Annotated in this window: 16 protein-coding genes; 11 read left to right on the top strand and 5 right to left on the bottom strand. The window is 46.8% G+C overall.

Annotated features, from left to right (window positions below; translation table 11 throughout):
* Nucleotides 1–44: 44 nt before the first annotated feature.
* From LZD49_RS22120 to LZD49_RS22075, 10 genes are all read left to right on the top strand, one after another.
* Entirely contained in the window at nucleotides 45–1,124 is a 1,080-nt protein-coding gene (locus LZD49_RS22120; RefSeq protein ID WP_234670105.1) for an Ldh family oxidoreductase, read from the top strand.
* Nucleotides 1,125–1,179: 55 nt separating this feature from the next.
* Nucleotides 1,180–2,217 (top strand): endolytic transglycosylase MltG, encoded by a 1,038-nt coding sequence (gene mltG, locus LZD49_RS22115; protein ID WP_234669847.1) that lies wholly within the window; start codon nucleotides 1,180–1,182, stop codon nucleotides 2,215–2,217.
* A gap of 2 nt (nucleotides 2,218–2,219) precedes the next feature.
* Nucleotides 2,220–2,639 carry a thioesterase family protein gene (locus tag LZD49_RS22110; RefSeq protein ID WP_234669846.1) on the top strand — a complete coding sequence of 140 codons (420 nt, stop codon included), beginning with the start codon at nucleotides 2,220–2,222 and terminating at the stop codon, nucleotides 2,637–2,639.
* 13 nt (nucleotides 2,640–2,652) lie between these two features.
* A complete protein-coding gene (locus tag LZD49_RS22105; RefSeq protein WP_234669845.1) occupies nucleotides 2,653–3,585 on the top strand; it encodes a YihY/virulence factor BrkB family protein in 933 nt (310 codons plus the stop codon).
* Between the two features lie 120 nt (nucleotides 3,586–3,705).
* Nucleotides 3,706–4,698, top strand: a complete 993-nt coding sequence (locus tag LZD49_RS22100; RefSeq protein ID WP_234669844.1) for a glycosyltransferase — start codon at nucleotides 3,706–3,708, stop codon at nucleotides 4,696–4,698.
* 30 nt (nucleotides 4,699–4,728) lie between these two features.
* Nucleotides 4,729–5,355 (top strand): L-threonylcarbamoyladenylate synthase, encoded by a 627-nt coding sequence (locus tag LZD49_RS22095; RefSeq protein ID WP_234669843.1) that lies wholly within the window; start codon nucleotides 4,729–4,731, stop codon nucleotides 5,353–5,355.
* 104 nt (nucleotides 5,356–5,459) lie between these two features.
* Nucleotides 5,460–6,119, top strand: coding sequence for a WbqC family protein (locus tag LZD49_RS22090; RefSeq protein WP_310590500.1), 660 nt, complete (start codon nucleotides 5,460–5,462; stop codon nucleotides 6,117–6,119).
* Between the two features lie 66 nt (nucleotides 6,120–6,185).
* On the top strand, nucleotides 6,186–8,726 hold the full coding sequence (locus LZD49_RS22085; RefSeq protein ID WP_234669842.1) for an ATP-dependent Clp protease ATP-binding subunit: 2,541 nt from the start codon (nucleotides 6,186–6,188) through the stop codon (nucleotides 8,724–8,726).
* A gap of 94 nt (nucleotides 8,727–8,820) precedes the next feature.
* On the top strand, nucleotides 8,821–10,506 hold the full coding sequence (locus tag LZD49_RS22080) for an alpha/beta hydrolase-fold protein (RefSeq protein WP_234669841.1): 1,686 nt from the start codon (nucleotides 8,821–8,823) through the stop codon (nucleotides 10,504–10,506).
* Between the two features lie 32 nt (nucleotides 10,507–10,538).
* Nucleotides 10,539–11,426 (top strand): sugar phosphate isomerase/epimerase, encoded by an 888-nt coding sequence (locus LZD49_RS22075; RefSeq protein ID WP_234669840.1) that lies wholly within the window; start codon nucleotides 10,539–10,541, stop codon nucleotides 11,424–11,426.
* Nucleotides 11,427–11,485: 59 nt separating this feature from the next.
* Here the strand turns inward: LZD49_RS22075 and atpH are convergent, their stop codons facing one another.
* The 5 genes from atpH to LZD49_RS22050 all read right to left on the bottom strand — a co-directional run bounded on the left by atpH (nucleotide 11,486) and on the right by LZD49_RS22050 (nucleotide 14,711).
* A complete protein-coding gene (atpH, locus tag LZD49_RS22070; protein ID WP_234669839.1) occupies nucleotides 11,486–12,022 on the bottom strand; it encodes an ATP synthase F1 subunit delta in 537 nt (178 codons plus the stop codon).
* Nucleotides 12,023–12,047: 25 nt separating this feature from the next.
* Entirely contained in the window at nucleotides 12,048–12,542 is a 495-nt protein-coding gene (gene atpF / locus LZD49_RS22065) for a F0F1 ATP synthase subunit B (RefSeq protein ID WP_234669838.1), read from the bottom strand.
* Nucleotides 12,543–12,688: 146 nt separating this feature from the next.
* Complete coding sequence (gene atpE / locus LZD49_RS22060) at nucleotides 12,689–12,952, bottom strand: ATP synthase F0 subunit C (RefSeq protein WP_019942415.1); 264 nt, start codon at nucleotides 12,950–12,952, stop codon at nucleotides 12,689–12,691.
* Nucleotides 12,953–12,998: 46 nt separating this feature from the next.
* A complete protein-coding gene (gene atpB, locus LZD49_RS22055) occupies nucleotides 12,999–14,093 on the bottom strand; it encodes a F0F1 ATP synthase subunit A (protein WP_234669837.1) in 1,095 nt (364 codons plus the stop codon).
* A 405-nt stretch (nucleotides 14,094–14,498) separates the two neighbouring features.
* Entirely contained in the window at nucleotides 14,499–14,711 is a 213-nt protein-coding gene (locus tag LZD49_RS22050) for an AtpZ/AtpI family protein (protein WP_234669836.1), read from the bottom strand.
* A gap of 199 nt (nucleotides 14,712–14,910) precedes the next feature.
* Between LZD49_RS22050 and LZD49_RS22045 the strand changes: the two genes are divergently transcribed.
* Nucleotides 14,911–17,112, top strand: a complete 2,202-nt coding sequence (locus LZD49_RS22045; protein WP_234669835.1) for a tetratricopeptide repeat protein — start codon at nucleotides 14,911–14,913, stop codon at nucleotides 17,110–17,112.
* Nucleotides 17,113–17,125 lie beyond the last annotated feature (13 nt).

Below are 17,125 nucleotides of genomic sequence, written 5' to 3'. Positions count from 1 at the left end.
ACTGTGCCGGTAAAATTATGAAGAAGTTCATTCATTTGACGTATATGTATCAGGCCAGTTATTTAAAACATTTTACCGAAGAAGTTTTTCTGGCGATTGGATGTTCTCAGGAAGAGGCCCGACTGGCTTCCGAAGTATTGGTGAGTGCAGATTTGCGCGGTGTTGATTCTCACGGCATTGCCCGTTTGGCAGGGTATGTAAGGCTATATGACCACGGACGTTTGAACCCGAACCCGAATATTACCATTGCTTACGAAACACCAAGCACAGCCGTGGTTGACGGAGATCGTGGGTTAGGATTGGTGGTAGCGCCCAAGGCAATGGAAATTGCCATGGAAAAGGCGGAAAAAGTAGGCTCAGGCTGGGTGTCGGTCAGGAATTCGAACCATTTCGGTATTGCGGGCTATCATGCGATGCTGGCTTTACAAAAGGACATGATCGGTTGGACGATGACCAATGCAGCGCCATTGGTTACCCCAACATTCTCGTTGGATAAGTTATTAGGTACAAATCCCATCGCCGTAGCAGTACCTGCATTGACCGAGCCTGCCTTTGTGGCAGATTTTGCGTCGACCGCAGTGGCTTATGGCAAATTTGAAATACTGCAAAGAAAAGGCCTGCCTGCACCGCTGGGATGGGCTCAGGATGCGGAAGGTAAACCTACAACCGATTCGAATGCTGTTAAAAGCGGGGGCGGACTATTACCGCTCGGCTCGGACCGTGAGCATGGCAGTCATAAGGGTTATGGGCTGGGCGCTATTGTCGATATATTCTCCGGAGTGCTTTCGGGTGCTAACTTTGGCCCTTGGGTTCCGCCATTCGCGACCGCCGGTTTTATGGGCGTGCAGCAGAGTGTGGGACTTGGTACAGGCCACTTCCTGGGTGCAATGCGTGTCGATGGTTTCCGTCCTGCCGAAGAGTTTAAACAGGATATGGATAAATGGATCGGTGCATTCCGCGGCGCACGGGCTATGGATGGGGAGAAGGTGCTGATCCCGGGTGATCCTGAAAGAGAAATGGAAGCAGAGCGTAGCGTGAACGGTATCCAGTTGCTCGAACCGGTAGTTTTGTCACTCGACGAGCTCGCGAAGCGTTTCGGCATACCATTTGAAGTCAATTTGTAAAAAAAGAAAAACAAAAGCTGACTGCCGGGCGCAGGAAGCTGATAGCCGTTAAAATATGTCGCGTAATTTTAAAGTAGGATTGTTTGTAACGATCGCAATCCTCGCCACTACATTTTCATTTTACTTCTGGCAGATCTTCCGGACGCCGAATTTGCAGGTAGATAAAAAATCGAGCTTCGTTCTGCTCGTGCCGGAAGGGGCCACTTACAAAAGCGTACTGGATTCATTGAACAAATATGATGTCATCAACGATCATATTTCTTTCCAGTTTCTGGCCAAATTCTTGAAGTACACCGAGAAAGTGAAGCCTGGCCGCTATGTGATCAAGCCGGAAAGCAACAACTACACGGTTGTTAAAAAACTTTCAGCAGGAAACCAGGATGCTGTTAAGCTGACTTTCAATAACATCCGCCTGAAGGAAGACCTGATCAAACGCATTGGCAGCCGTTTCGCATTTGGCGAAGACAATTTCCGCAAGGCATTGAACGATCCGGCGGTTTGTAATAAATATGGCTTGGATACGCTGACAATCGTGTCTATGTTCCTGCCTAATACCTACGAAATTTACTGGACCACCGGCACCGAGAAGTTCCTCGACCGGATGCACAGCGAGTATAAAAAGTACTGGAGTGCTGAGAAAATTGCAAAAGCGAAGGCCATCGGTCTGACGCCGGAGCAGGTTTCGATACTCGCTTCTATTGTGGAGGAAGAGCAAGCCCGTAAGGTTGACGAACGTGCACGTGTGGCAGGTTTGTATATCAACCGTCTACACGCGAATATGCCTTTGCAGGCTGATCCTACCATCAAATTTGCATTACAGGACTTCGCGATAAAGCGCATCCTGAACCAGCAACTGATGATCAAATCCCCTTACAATACCTACATTAATACCGGCCTGCCTCCGGGTCCGATCCGTGTCGCGGATTTTAACTCGCTGGATGCGGTTCTGAACTACGAAAAGCACGATTATACTTATATGTGCGCGAAGGCCGACCTTTCGGGTTACCATGCTTTTGCTACTAATTATAACGACCATCTTAGCAATGCGCGCCTCTACCAGGCAGAGTTGAACCGGTTGAAAATCATGAAGTAAGGATGTTTGTTCACGAAGTAAAGGGCATCAGGGTGCGGTATGCCGATACCGACCAGATGGGCTATGTGTATTATGGCAATTACGCCCGGTATTATGAGATCGGCAGGGTAGAGGCATTACGCAGCCTTGATTTTCATTACAAAGTAATGGAAGATGAGGGCGTGATGATGCCGGTTTATGAAAGTCATTTCAAATACCTGAAACCCGCACGCTACGACGATGAGCTGAATATCCTCGTAAGGATTGAAGACCTGCCGGGTGTCCGTATCCGGTTCGGCTACGAGATCCGGAACCAGGAAGGTGTTTTATTGAATACGGGTGATACGGCATTGGTTTTCCAGCGGAAGGATAACGGCAAACTTTGCCCGGCGCCTGACAAGCTTCTGGAGAAACTGAAACCCTATTTTGAACCTAAGGGATAACGAGCGGCCGCTTATGCTTGAAAAACTGTTGATAAACCGACACATCAAGCGCATAGTCCTCTGGTTACAGCAAACGATGCTGTTCCGGGGAACGGTTTCGCTGTACGACATTATCCTGAACCTTGTTGCCAGCAATCGCAAGCACGAGATCGACCAGCGTGCCTCCGCAGTGGCTTACAGCCTTACATTGGCCGCATTTCCGGGGATCATCTTCCTTTTTACCCTTATTCCCTACATTCCGATTGAGAACCTCGACGAGCAAATCCTCGAAATGCTGCGGGAGAATATGCCTAGCGGTACCTTCCAGGCCGCCGATCAGACGATTCTGGATATCGTGAGCCGTCCCCGCTCGGGCGTCCTTTCGCTCGGTTTTATTTTCGCGATGATCGCCTCTACGAATGGGATGATGTCACTTATGCGCTCGTTCGACATGGTGTACGATGACAATGAAACGAGGGGCTTTCTGGCCATCCGCGGCATTGCCATGATGCTGACGCTGTTGCTGATCGCAGTTCTGTTCCTTTCCGTGGTGCTGTTGATCGTCGGAGATGCAGTGATGAACGTGGTAGGTGAATGGCACATTATCCGCGACAACTGGCTTATTGCATTGTTGAATATTCTGCGTTATCTGATCAGCTTTGGGTCGCTCATGCTGACGATCTCGATTATCTACCGGTTTGCACCTTCGCATGGGCGGCAGTTTACATTCGTCAATGCGGGCTCAGTGATCGCCTCCATTCTTATTTTGGCTGCCACTTACGGCTTTTCTTTTTACCTGTCGCGTGTTAGCTCTTATAACAAGTTGTACGGATCCATAGGGACGATGATCGCACTCATGATCTGGATTTACCTGTTGGCATTTGTAATTATCCTGGGTTTTGAGATCAATGCGAGCATTAGCCGTGCACGGAGCAAAGTAAGACGCGAGCGCTCTGTGAAGAGGTGATTTGCCGGATAATAACATTACGGGCATCCTCGCCCGTTTGTTGGTAATTTTGTGCTGCGGTGTCCGTATCCCTCCGAAAATAACCACCGTCAATGAAGGGACCGCAATGGAGAGCACGACATGACAAACTTTGAAAAACCACTCGTTACAGTTATCCTGACGGCATTTAATCAGGACAGGTACATTGAGGAAGCACTGGCTTCCGTATTTTATCAGACTTATGCCTACATTCAGCTAGTCGTTATCGACAATGCAAGCAAAGACAATACGCTGGGTGTAATCGAAAGTTTCAGATCGAAGTCACCTGCCTTCCAGGTGATCCGCAACAGGCATAATGTTGGTCTTTGCCGTGCATTCAATCAGGGTCTGGCGATTGCACAGGGCAAATACGTGATCGATCTTTCGGGCGACGATATCATGATCGCCGATCGCATTGAAAAGCAGGTTGAAGCATTTGAAAAACTTTCGGATGAGTATGCGGTGGTATTTACCAACGCACGCTACATCGGCAAGAACGGGCAGCGCCTGCATCATCATTACGGGATCGATAATAAGGGAAAAGCGACCTGTGCGGTGCCATCAGGTGACGTTTACAAAAGCATCCTCGAGCGCTACTTCATTTGCACACCTACGATGATGATGCGTACGTCCGCGCTGCAACAATTAGGTGGCTATGACGAGACGCTGGCATTCGAAGATTTTGATTTCTGGGTGCGTTCGTCGGTTCTTTTCAAATACTTTTATCTGGACGAAATTCTTACCAAAAAGCGGGTGCTCAAAACTTCGCTTTCTACCGCTGTTTACAAAAAAGGAAGCGGTATGCTTCTATCTTACTACGCCGTTTGCAACAAAGCTTACGATCTCAACCGTGACCAGAAGGAGTTCGATCTTTTGGCGGCCCGCATTCGTACATTTATCCGTAAATGTTTGTATGCCCAGGAATTCGAACTGGCTATCCGATTCCGCCGGTTATTGAACTATATCGAGAATCCAGGTTTACAGACCGAGCTGATCGTACTCATGTGCAGGCTTCATTTGCCGGTGAATTTCGTTTACAGGTTCTACATCGAAAACCTAAAAAAAATCGCCCCGCAGGAAGGATTTGCATTTTGATTTTGTTAGGTCAAAAAGTGAAATTCCCTTATGCCTGCTGAATTTGTTAAAATATACCCCCAAAATCCGGACGAGCGACGTATCCGTCAGGTGGTGAATTGCCTTCGTGACGGTGGCTTGGTAATTTACCCAACCGATACAGTGTATGGTCTTGGCTGTGATATTTACAACACGCGCGCCGTTGAGAAAATAGCCCGTATCAAAGGTATCAAACCGCAGAAGAACGACTTCTCATTCATCTGCTACGACCTGAGCCATATCTCCGACTTCGCAAAAGTGGGTAATGCTGCCTTTAAAACAATGAAAAGAGTCCTCCCAGGACCTTATACGTTCATTCTGGAAGCCAACAGTAGTGTTCCCAAGTTATTGAATACCAATAAAAAAACGGTAGGAATCAGGGTGCCAGACAACCTTATCCCGCGTTTAATCGTAAAAGAACTAGGAAACCCGATTGTGACGACCTCGATCCGCGATGATGACGAAATTATCGAGTATTCGACCGACCCTGAACTGATTTTCGAGAAGTTCCAGCATCAGGTGGATATGGTTGTCGATGGGGGTTATGGAGGTAACATCGCGTCCACTATTGTGAAAGCTGATGGCGATGATTTTGAGGTCATTCGGGAAGGGTTGGGTGATACGAGTATTTTCCTGTGAGACTAAAATTGTAATGATTTAAGTTGCTGTTGAACATTGTTGACCATACAAAATAATTATTATAAATTTTTTGATAATATCATAAGCCTTTACCATATTTGATAGTGTCGGAATTTTTGATTAAAGAGGGTCAGTCCAAGGAAGTGCGGATTGAATTGCAATATCTGCCTTGTTTAGAGTATTTTACTTGTATATTAAAGTACGACCGGATCTACATTGATATTGAGGAGAGGTATGTGAAGCAGACTTACAGAAACCGGTGCAGTGTGATCACTACCAATAAAATAGATACGCTGACGGTCCCCGTAAAAGGGTATGGTCCTGCGAGCTCCACAAAAGATATTTTGATCGACTATAACCAGGACTGGACCAGGCGCCATCTCGGTTGTCTGCAGTCAGCTTACGGGAAGTCTCCTTTTTACGAGTATTACGTGCATGAATTCAGCCGCGTTTACGAAAAGAAGTTGGCATACCTGGTAGACTTGAACTATGAACTGTTGACAATTTGTCTTAGATTGACTGGTATAAAAAAGGATATTCGGTACAATTTGTCAGGTGAGCTAATCGATCAAAAAGCCGTTGTAAACGCTATATCGTTAATAAACAACCGAAAACAGCCGGATTTAAATAAATATTACTCCGCAATACCTTATTACCAGACCTTCGGGAATGATTTTGTGGAGAATCTGAGTATAGTTGATTTACTTTTTAATATGGGGCCGGAAGCAAAAAGTGTTTTGTTAAGATCCTGTAAGTCTCAATAAAAGCTATTTTGAACAAACAGGGATCAAGTAGCGTTTAGATTAATAAACACTTTTTATTGCTACACAATGGAAGCAAAATTTTCGAATAGAGTGAAAGAGGTAATCTCAATGAGCCGGGAAGAAGCCCTCCGCCTGGGACATGATTACATTGGAGCAGAACACTTGTTATTAGGAATGATTCGTGAGGGTGATGGTGTAGCCATAGGGTTGCTCAAAAAACTCGGCGTTTCGCTGGACGATGTCCGTCAGACGATCGAGCAGGCAACTAAAGGCGCGGCCACAAATAATGTCAAAAATTTGCAGAATATCCCTCTGACTAGGCAGTCGGAGAAGGTATTGAAGATTACATATCTGGAAGCCAAGATTTTCAAAAGCACGCTCATTGGCACTGAGCATTTGCTTCTTTCGATATTGCGTGACGAGGACAATGTAGGTACCCAGATATTGCACAAGTTCAATGTTAACTACGAAGTCATCAAGGAAATGTTAGAATATCAATCATCCGGATCCAGACCTCATATGGGGCCGGAGACCGAAGACGGGGATGATGAAGCCAGAGGTGGAATGTTTGGAGGCGGTAGTGGCTCTTCTTCCGGTAAGGAATCAAAAGGTGCTGAAAAATCCCGTACACCTGTTCTGGATAACTTTGGAAGGGATTTGACAAAAATGGCGGAGGTAGGTAAGCTCGACCCGATTGTCGGACGTGAGAAAGAGATCGAGCGCGTGGCACAGATCCTTAGCCGTCGTAAGAAGAATAACCCGATCCTGATTGGTGAGCCGGGTGTTGGTAAAACAGCCATCGCCGAAGGTCTTGCTCTGCGGATCGTTCAGAAGAAAGTATCTCGTGTGCTTTTCGGCAAGCGTGTCGTTACACTCGATCTCGCTTCACTGGTGGCAGGTACCAAATACCGCGGCCAGTTTGAAGAAAGAATGAAGGCGGTAATGAACGAGTTGGAAAAATCACCGGATGTCATCCTGTTTATCGACGAGTTGCACACGATTGTGGGTGCAGGTGGCGCATCAGGCTCGCTGGACGCTTCGAACATGTTCAAGCCTGCATTATCACGCGGGGAAATACAATGTATTGGAGCTACCACGCTGGACGAATATCGTCAGTACATCGAGAAAGATGGTGCATTAGCCCGTCGTTTCCAGATGGTGATGGTGGATGCGACTTCTATCGAAGAAACGATTCAGATACTGACCAACATTAAGGACAAATACGAAGATCATCACCACGTGAATTACACGCCTGAGGCGATCAGCACGGCGGTGAGGCTTTCGGAAAGATATATCACAGACCGCTTTCTGCCGGATAAGGCCATCGACGTACTCGATGAAGTAGGTGCTCGTGTCCATATCAGCAACATTACCGTTCCTGAAGATATCCTGGTACTTGAAGAACAAATCGAGAATATCAAACAGGAAAAAAACCGGGTTGTAAAAAGCCAGAAATACGAAGAAGCCGCCCAGTTGAGAGATCGTGAGAAAAAACTGATCGACCAGTTGGATAGAGCTAAACTGGCCTGGGAGGAAGAAACCAAGCAGAAGCGCTATACTGTTACCGAACACAATGTGGCCGAGGTAGTAGCGATGATGACAGGTATTCCGGTAACTAACGTATCGATGGACGAGGGGAGAAAATTACTGAACATGGCCGACGAGCTAAAAGCCAAGGTTATCGGTCAGGATCCGCCGATCGAAAAATTGGTGAAAGCTATCCAGAGAACACGTGTAGGTTTGAAAGATCCTAAGAAGCCGATCGGTTCATTCATTTTCCTTGGACCAACTGGTGTAGGTAAAACAGAACTTGCAAAAGTGCTTTCGACTTACCTGTTTGATAAAGAGGATTCGCTGGTCCGCATTGATATGAGCGAATACATGGAGAAATTCAGCGTATCGCGTCTGGTAGGAGCCCCTCCGGGGTATGTGGGCTACGAAGAAGGTGGCCAGCTCACCGAGAAGATCCGCCGCAAACCGTACAGCGTTGTATTGCTCGACGAGATTGAAAAAGCGCACCCGGATGTGTTCAATATCCTGTTGCAAGTGCTCGACGATGGTATCTTGACAGATGGTTTAGGCAGAAGGGTCGATTTCAGAAATACGATTATCATCATGACTTCGAACATCGGAGCGCGTGACTTGAAGGATTTCGGAACAGGAATCGGTTTCTCAACCAAAGCAAGATCGGAAAACCAGGACGATATCATGAAGGGTACGATCCAGAGCGCATTGCGTAAAGCATTCTCTCCGGAGTTCCTGAACCGTCTCGACGATGTGATTGTGTTTAACTCGCTGCAACGCGAGGATTTGCACCGCATTATCGACATTTCACTGGGCAAATTGTTCAATCGTGTGAAAGGTCTCGGTTACGAAATAGAGTTGACCATCCCTGCAAAGGACTTTTTGTCCGAAAAAGGATATGACCCGCAATACGGGGCTCGTCCTTTGAACCGGGCGATCCAGAAATACCTGGAAGATCCCGTCGCAGAGGAAATATTGAAAGGCGACCTGCGCGAAGGCGATGTACTGGTAGCCGATCATGAAGAAAAGAGTGAACAACTCGTTATCAGTGTTCGCAAAAAGCAAGAAGAGCTGGCAAACTAGATTTGTCAGATTCGGAAAGTAAAAAGTAGCTTGAAAGGCAGGTCGAAAGACCTGCCTTTTTCTTTATATTTAACCATTGAAAATTCGCATATCAATGAGACCTAACTGGAAAACCGCCCTGACGGGCATAATGCTCAGTGTTGCAGGAACTAATGCCGCCTTATTTGCGCAAAAATTACCTTCTGGCCCACAGGTCCTCACTTTCTTCTCCGACGCCGACGATACTGAGCAGCCTTATGGCCTCTATCTTCCCGATAATTTCGACGAAAACAAGAAGTACCCGCTCGTAATCATGCTGCACGGCGCCGGTTCCAATCACCGGCTCGATCTTCGGCGGGTTTTCGGAAAAAGTAATGCGGAAGGCGAAGACGATGTAGAAGCCTCCAAATATTTCCCCAAATGGGAGAATGTCGATTACATTGTAGCATCGCCTTACGCGCGCGGAACGGCCGGTTACCAGGGTATTCCCGAGAAAGATGTTTACGATGTGTTGGCAGACGTGAAAAAGCGCTTTAAAATTGATGAAGACAGAACGTATCTCACGGGCTTGTCCATGGGCGGTGGCGGTACGCTTTGGATCGGCCTTACCCGACCGGACATTTGGGCGGCCATTGCACCGGTGTGTCCGGCACCCCCCGCAGGCACATTCGATCTCGCACCCAATGCTTCAAATTTTCCGGTTCATTTCTTCCACGGTGATGCGGATCCCGTGGTGCCTGTGGCAGGTACACAGAAATGGGTGAGCCATTTGCAGGATTTGGGGGCGGACGTGACCTACAAGGAGTTTGTAGATGTGAAGCATGATAGCTGGGTAAGCGCTTACGACAATGAATATATCTTTGAATGGTTTAAGGATTTCAAACGGAACCCTTACCCGAACCGGGTGCGGTTTGTAAGTAAGCAATACAAGTATGACAAGGCCTTCTGGGTTGTTTTCAATAAGTTTGCTAATGGCAAATTGGCGGAGATCGATGCAAAGTTTACCAAGGAAAATACATTAGAAATCTCTACCCAAAACCTCGAAAAATTCACTCTTAATTTGAAAGGCCATCCCAAATTCCAGTCAGGCGTTGCGCTAAGCCTTAAAATCGATGGGGTGACGGTGAATGCCAAAACTGACAGTACGCTGACATTGTTTCGGGATGCCAAAAAATGGAGCGTTGAAGGCGCTAGCATTATGTCAATCTATACCGGCAAGAAGAAAGGAGCCGAGGGGCCGATCTATGATGCATTCTCGTCCCGTCACGTGTATGTGTATGGTACGGTCGACAATCCTTCGCCTGACGAGCTCAGAAAGCGCATGGATATTGCCACGCAGGCAGCGAGCTGGTCGCAGTACCGCGGTGAATTTTTAGGACGAATGATGTTTTTTCCGCGTGTGCTGTCGGACAAGGAAGTTCGGCCCAGCGACATTGAGACTTCGAACCTTATATTGTTTGGAACAAAGGAAACCAATGCATTGATCGCCAAACATGCGGCTCAGCTTCCTGTCCATTTGAAAAAAGCAGATTCGGCACACGGCTTGTTTTACGTGTTTCCGATTGACGGGCATTATGTTGCCGTAAGTTCAGGCCTGCCTTGGTGGGCTGGTATGAAGGACGAAGGTTTCCCGTTCGTGCCGGTAATGCAAAGGAAGCTGTCGGAATTTAAAGACATTATTTTCTTCAAAGAGTCATCTGCTAATCTGTTGATCGATAGTTATTTCACCGAAGCCTGGAAGCTTGACGAGGAGAGCAAACGCAAGCTTTCGACCTCGGGTGCCGTTGATATTACCCCGTAGTTTATTTTTTACCTTTTTTTGAATACTGACCCATGGATTACAACGAAAAGATTTCCCGGAAATCGTTCCTCAAAGCCAGTGCATTCGCCTTGGCAGTGCCTATGTTCTCGAAACTGAACCTGGATGTAAAGGCCCCTTCACCAATCGGTCTGCAGCTGTACACGCTTCGTAATGAAATATCCAAAGATCTGTTGGGCACGCTTAAAAAAGTGTCGGCGATCGGTTATAAGGAAGTAGAGCTATACGGATATTCAGATGGCAAATTCTTCGGCAAAACAGCCAAGGAATTTAAAAAGATCCTGGGCGACCTTGGCCTGAATCCGATAAGCGGCCACTATGGCGCCGGAGTGGAGAACAAAACCGCCAAAGGTACATTGAGCAATGGCTGGCAGAAAGCGGTGGACGACGCTGCGGAATTGGGCCAGAAATATGTGAACTGCGCTTATTTGACGGAATCAGAACGCAAGACAATCGACCAGTACAAAAGTTATGTCGATCTTTTCAACAAGTCGGGTGAAGTGGCTAAGAAAGCGGGGTTACAATTTGGTTATCACAACCACGATTTCGAATTCAAAAAAATCGACGGGCAACTTCCTTATGATCTGATCGCAGGCAAAACTGATCCTAAGCTCGTAAAACTCGAACTGGATTTGTACTGGATCGTAAAAGCGGGCCTGGACCCGATTGCATTGTTCAAGCAATATCCCGGTCGTTTCCCACTGTGGCATGTGAAAGACATGGATAAGAAGGATGGATCTTTTGCGGAAGTAGGAACCGGATCTATCGATTTCAAGAAGATATTCGATAATCGCAAACTGGCTGGCCTGACACATTTCTTCGTAGAGCAGGACGTGGCGAAAGTACCAGCGGTGCAAGCCATTGAGACGAGCTACAAGAACGTCGTCAAAATGAAAGTTTAGCATAAAAAAAGACCCGGCCGCATAGCAGCCGGGTCTTCCAAATTATGCAGATAAAAATTTCAGTTTACTAACTGTAATTTAAGCTCGTTCAAACGGCTGCGAAGCGATGCATCGATCTGGCGGTCACCCACTGTCAACACATATCCGCCGATCAAAGCAGTATCTACTTTTTCGGCAAGCTGCACCGTTTTTCCGGTTGCTTTGGCAACAATATCGTTAAATTGTTTACGAAGTTCGTCGGTCAGCGGGGTAGGAGTAACTACTGTTGCGTTTTCGATTCCCTGGTAAATGTTATAGGCTTTAATAAATTCCACCGCGATCTCATCCAGGATCGACTCCCGGTTCTTTTTGGTGATGATATCAAAAATCGCGAATGATACAGGGCTTACACGGGCCTTGAAAAGTGCATTCAGAATGCCTAATTTCTTTTCATGTCTTACGACCGGGCTTTTCAATGCAAGCATCAGGCCGCGATTTTTATCTGCTGTATCTTTGAAGAGCAGCATATCCTGATAAACCGTGTCCAGAACGTTTTGTTCTTTCGCCAGCTCGATCAGCGATTTTGCATATCTGGATGCTACAATACTTACTGACATCGGAATTTGATTTTAGAATGCTGGATTAGTTAAGACGCGCAGATGAAGCAAGGTCTGCGATCAGTTTTTCCTGCGCTGCTTTGTCTTGCAATTCACGGTGTAATACTTTCTCAGCGATTTCCAATGAAAGTGTAGCAACTTCCTTTCTGATTTTGCTCACCGCTACGGCTTGCTCGTTGCGGATGGTTTCGCGCGCGCTTTCGATCATTTTTTGTCCTTCGACCGCCGCTTTGTCTTTCGACTCTGCGATAGTTCTGTCAGCAGCGTCTTTTGCGTCACGAAGGATCTGGTCGCGGATTGCATTTGCTTCTGCAATCAGTTTCTCATTGTCCGACTTCAATTGTGCCATTTCAGCACGGGTTTTTTCTGCAAGGTCCAAAGCACCCTGAATTTCGTTTTCACGATCTTTAAGGCCTTTCAGGATAGGTTTCCAGGCAAATTTGGCCAAAATGAAAACTACCAGCAAAAATACTACAAGCATCCAGAAAATAAGGCCTGGGTTTGGAGTAAGCAATGACATAGTTAAATGAGTTTTTGAGTGTAAGAATGATCTTAATCGGCTCTCTTCTTATTAAAATTTCGTGGAAGCCTAATGCTCCCACGAGAATGTTTTTACACCGCATCCGGGCCTAGCGCGCCGGGGCAGTGTTTCCCTTTCGGAGGCTATTACAGCTTGAAAGAGATAAGCAGACAGATTACCGCTGCGAAAAGCGCTACCGCTTCAATAAGGGCCGCGATGATCAACATAGCAGTTTGGATTGCACCAGCAGCTTCTGGTTGACGGGCGATACCTTCAACCGCGCTACCACCGATTTTACCAATACCAAGACCTGCGCCGATAGCAGCAAGACCTGCGCCGATAGCAGCACCGAAAACTGCAAGACCTGCACCACCTTGTTCAGCAGCTTGAAGCAAAATTTGAAGCAACATAATTGTGTTTGTTTTAAAATATAATTAATAAAAAAGAGATTCAAGATCAATGTCCGTGATCGGCGTGGCTATGCTCTTCAATAGCACTTCCGATGTACATGGACGACAATAGTGTGAAGATGAACGCCTGAATGAATGCTACCATGATCTCGATGAAGTTCAGGAACAATGCGAACAGGGAGATTACCGGGGCGATCACGACGCTTTGGAAAATAAAGATCAGGCCGAAAAGGCTTAAAAGGATAATGTGACCTGCTGTGATGTTGGCGAACAACCGGACCATCAGGGAGAATGGCTTCATGAACACACCTACGATCTCAACAGGGATCATGATCAGCAACAATGGCACAGGTACGCCGGTTGGCTTCACAAGGTGCTTGTAGTAGTTGCCATTCGCATTCAGGTGAACGACGATGAACGTCAATACCGCCAATGTCATGGTTACCGCGATGTTGCCGGTAAGGTTAGCCGATCCCGGAAGCAGACCCATGATGTTGTTGATCAGAATAAAGAAGAACAACGTAAGCAGGTAAGGCAGGTATTTTTCGTATTTCGGTCCCACGTTTGGTTTCACAACCTCGTCGCGGATGAAGAGTATGATCACCTCCATGGCCGAGTTGAATCCTTTCGGCGCTTTGCCTTTGCTGTTTTTGTACCAGCTGGCAATGCTTGTGAAAACGAGGATCAGGATCACAGCGCTCAGTAGCATGGAAGCTACGTTCTTAGTGATTGAGAAATCGTATACTTTGCGTGACTCGTCAACAGGTACTATTTGCTCGGACTCCCCGTGAACCAGGTGATATCCGTTGTACTCGTGATGCTCGTTATGGAAGTTGGATGAAGAGAAAACTTCGATACCACGATCTTCTGAATAAAGGATCACTGGTAGCGGAAGCGCAACACCGTGTGAAAATTCCCATTCGTGGGAGTCGGCAATGTGGTGCATGATCATGCTGCCAATGTCGAACTTCGCTTCGTGCTCTTCAAGCTTATGTTCAATTTTATGCTCTTCCTCGTTCACCGCCTGGGCAACCTTTCCGGCATCGTGCTGGGTAGGTTCATCGGCGCGGGCCGGGAGGTTAAAAACGCATGTTGCCGCTATAAGGGCGATAGTAAAAAACCGTCTCAGATGGGTATACATAAATGCTTGAAATACTATGCTTTGTCAATCGCGGCGCAAGTTACGATACAAACCATATATTTCAAAGCATGTATAAAATAAATAGAGTGCAAAAAAATTGATAACGAATAGGAATGAATCAGTTAGCCCTCTATATAAAAAGATGGCAATAAAAATGAGACTGAGAATGATGCGCGCAACGATGGTAGATATGTAAAATGTGACAAATTTCTCTCGCTTGTTCCGTAATCCGAATTCCATGAGCCTGTGGGCGAGAAACGACAGCCCGAAGAAGAATACCAGAATGTACCATATATAGGGATGCAGGACGGAATCGAAGTGGAATTTTTGAGCAAGGAAAAATACAATTCCGAGTAAAATAGTTGCGATGAAGGTGCGTAGCATTCTGATGTGTCGGCGAGAGGGTTACTGTTTAGTAAAACTGCGGATTAAAAGGTATAGCGAAGCTGCAATGGAAGCCAGGGAAAGCACGAGCGTCCACACCGGCACCTTGTTTTGCTGCCATTCGTCGAGCTTGTAACCGCCCCATGTAAATACCAGGATAGTGCCCAGCATCTGTGTGGCCATACCCGAGTATTTCAGGAAGCGGGACGGCTGGCCTTTGTCATCTGGTTTCATTGGATCTGCCATAATTCAGTTACTCCCCGTTTTGCTTGAAATACCAGGGTAAAAAACTCGGTTGAAAACAATGGTATAATATCGGGGCAAAATTGCTTCAAATTTTGCAAATGGCATTATCTTCGATACGTAAATATTGAAAACACCGTTTTAGGTTTGCTTAGCTATCCGAACAGGAACACCCCATAAAGTCAATTTCGTGATCGACCGTTTTACCTCTCAAATCCGACGCACATTACCGCTACTTGCCCTGATGGTTATCCTGGCGGCCTGTTCGCAATACAGTTCACGGCCCGGTGCGATCACATTTCACAATGTTGCAGCGCGTTACAATGCCTATTTCATGGCTGAACAGAACATGCTGGACGCAGAGTTTGAAATGAAAAAGGCTTATAAGGAAAACTATAATCAGTTGCTTCCGATATTGTTGCCTATGGACTCGGTGCTTGCTCAGGCACAGAAGGCTAAGTTGCAGGACGTAATCAAAAAAGCTTCGATCGTGGCTGAAAAACACCAGAACAGTAAATGGATCGACAACAGCTACATTCTTTTAGGTAAATCAAGGCTATATCTCGGCGAATGGGCCGACGGGCTGGAAGCATTGCGCTACGTATATGCCAACGGGCATGATGAGACCGACAAAAACAATGCGCTGATCGTGCTCATGCGGGCTTATATCGAGCATAAAGATTATTCCAATGCGTTGGGCGTCGCCGAATACCTTAGCCAGCAGCCCCTGAGCAAAGGCTCGCAACGCGATTTTTATCTCACGAAAGCTTATCTCCATCAGCAAAATGGTGAATATCTCACAGCCGCAGCGATCCTGGAAGAGACTTTTCCACTTTTGAAAAAATCGACAGAAACCGCACGTCTCCATTTTTCAGCCGCGCAGATGTACGACCGTCTTGGGCAGTATGCTTTGGCCAACAAGCACTACAAAAGCGTGAACAAGAATAAGCCTAACTACGATCTGGGCTTCTATTCGGCCATGAATTCATTGCAAAACGAAGTGGTACTCAATCCGCAGCGCGACCTGAGCAATGTTGGTTTCGAAAAAATGCTCCGCGACCGTAAAAACGATGACCTGAAAGACCGCGTGTACTTTACAATGGGTTTGCTGGCCGAGCATAAGAAACAGATCCCGGAAGCAGTTAGCTATCTGCAGAAAGCCGCAGCCGCTTCAAAAGGTAACATGCAACAAAAGGCTTATACCTATTTGCAACTGGCCCGTATTGAATATGAGTCACGGGAAAATTTCGAATCGTCCAAGGCTTATTATGACAGCGCATTGGCGATCTTGCCCAGGGAAGCACCTGAATACCGCCTTGTTGCAGACAGAAAACGCGCACTCGACAATTTTGTGACACAATATACCATCGTCTCAGCGGAAGATAGTTTGCAAAGACTGGCCAAGATGAACCCGGCCGCATTGGACAATAAGATCGACGCCATTATCGAAGCACAGGAGAAAAAGCGGTTGGAGGAAGAAGAGAACGCACGTAAAGCACAAATCTTGGCGCAGAATGCAAATATGCAGCAAGGCGGTGGCAATCCGCTTGTGAATGGCGCCGAGCGCCGCTGGGAATTGTATGACCCGGCGTTAGTCAATAAAGGCAAGATCGATTTTAAAAGGGCGTGGGGCAACCGTCCGCTGGAAGACGACTGGCGCCGGAGCAGCCGGCCATTGCGTTCATTGGCGGGTAACAATGCCGGTGCTACGGATAGCACTTCAGTAGCACAAGTACCAACTGAAAATACCGGCTTGAAAAAAGGTACAGCAGAATGGGATCAGATCCATGCATTGCTCAAAAAGAACGTCCCGCTGGCCGATACCGCATTTGCAGCCTCGCAGAAGAAAAAGGAAGACGCGCTTTATAATCTCGGGAAAATCTATCGGTTTGACTTGAAAGAGTCGAACCGCGCGATCGTATCGTTTGAACGCGTACTTTCGGAATATCCCAACACACAATATAAAGACGAAATTTACTACCTGCTTTTCCTGAGCAACGAGGACAATACGGCCAAGAAAGAAGCGTGGAAATCGAGACTTTTGGGCGAATATCCCAATTCAACCTATGCGAGGCTAGTCAATAAATCCACGGACACAGGCGGGACTTCCGGAAATGCCACCAAGGAATATGAAGGCATGTACAAGCTCTATGCGGAGGGGAATTATACCAAAGCATTAGAAGATATCGAGAAAAACCTGCCGTCCTACAAAGGCAGCTCCATGGAAGACAAGTTCTCATTACTGCGTGTTTTCCTGATAGGTAAAGTGCGCGGTAAAGAAGCCTATGCCCAGGCCATTACCGAGTTTATGCGGCTTTACCCGACCAGCATTTACCTGCCTCGCCTCAAAGAAATGCAGGAGTTCAATTCCGTATCGATGGGCAATAGATAATAGGCTGAAATTG

This window comes from Dyadobacter sp. CY261 (genome assembly GCF_021440085.1).
Classification (GTDB): Bacteria; Bacteroidota; Bacteroidia; order Cytophagales; family Spirosomataceae; genus Dyadobacter.
Note: the sequence above shows the minus strand (reverse complement) of the source record. Positions and strands in the feature narration are given on the sequence as shown.

Excerpts from the sequence above, each read along its gene's own strand:
- LZD49_RS22095 (WP_234669843.1), top strand. The coding sequence starts at position 4,729 with ATGCCTGCTGAATTTGTTAAAATATACCCCCAAAATCCGGACGAGCGA.
- LZD49_RS22050 (WP_234669836.1), bottom strand. The coding sequence starts at position 14,711 with ATGAAACCAGATGACAAAGGCCAGCCGTCCCGCTTCCTGAAATACTCG.
- atpE (WP_019942415.1), bottom strand. The coding sequence starts at position 12,952 with ATGTTGCTTCAAATTTTGCTTCAAGCTGCTGAACAAGGTGGTGCAGGT.
- LZD49_RS22105 (WP_234669845.1), top strand. The coding sequence starts at position 2,653 with ATGCTTGAAAAACTGTTGATAAACCGACACATCAAGCGCATAGTCCTC.
- LZD49_RS22110 (WP_234669846.1), top strand. The coding sequence starts at position 2,220 with ATGTTTGTTCACGAAGTAAAGGGCATCAGGGTGCGGTATGCCGATACC.
- LZD49_RS22120 (WP_234670105.1), top strand. The coding sequence starts at position 45 with ATGTATCAGGCCAGTTATTTAAAACATTTTACCGAAGAAGTTTTTCTG.
- atpH (WP_234669839.1), bottom strand. The coding sequence starts at position 12,022 with ATGTCAGTAAGTATTGTAGCATCCAGATATGCAAAATCGCTGATCGAG.
- LZD49_RS22080 (WP_234669841.1), top strand. The coding sequence starts at position 8,821 with ATGAGACCTAACTGGAAAACCGCCCTGACGGGCATAATGCTCAGTGTT.
- LZD49_RS22075 (WP_234669840.1), top strand. The coding sequence starts at position 10,539 with ATGGATTACAACGAAAAGATTTCCCGGAAATCGTTCCTCAAAGCCAGT.
- atpF (WP_234669838.1), bottom strand. The coding sequence starts at position 12,542 with ATGTCATTGCTTACTCCAAACCCAGGCCTTATTTTCTGGATGCTTGTA.
- LZD49_RS22085 (WP_234669842.1), top strand. The coding sequence starts at position 6,186 with ATGGAAGCAAAATTTTCGAATAGAGTGAAAGAGGTAATCTCAATGAGC.
- LZD49_RS22100 (WP_234669844.1), top strand. The coding sequence starts at position 3,706 with ATGACAAACTTTGAAAAACCACTCGTTACAGTTATCCTGACGGCATTT.
- mltG (WP_234669847.1), top strand. The coding sequence starts at position 1,180 with ATGTCGCGTAATTTTAAAGTAGGATTGTTTGTAACGATCGCAATCCTC.
- atpB (WP_234669837.1), bottom strand. The coding sequence starts at position 14,093 with ATGTATACCCATCTGAGACGGTTTTTTACTATCGCCCTTATAGCGGCA.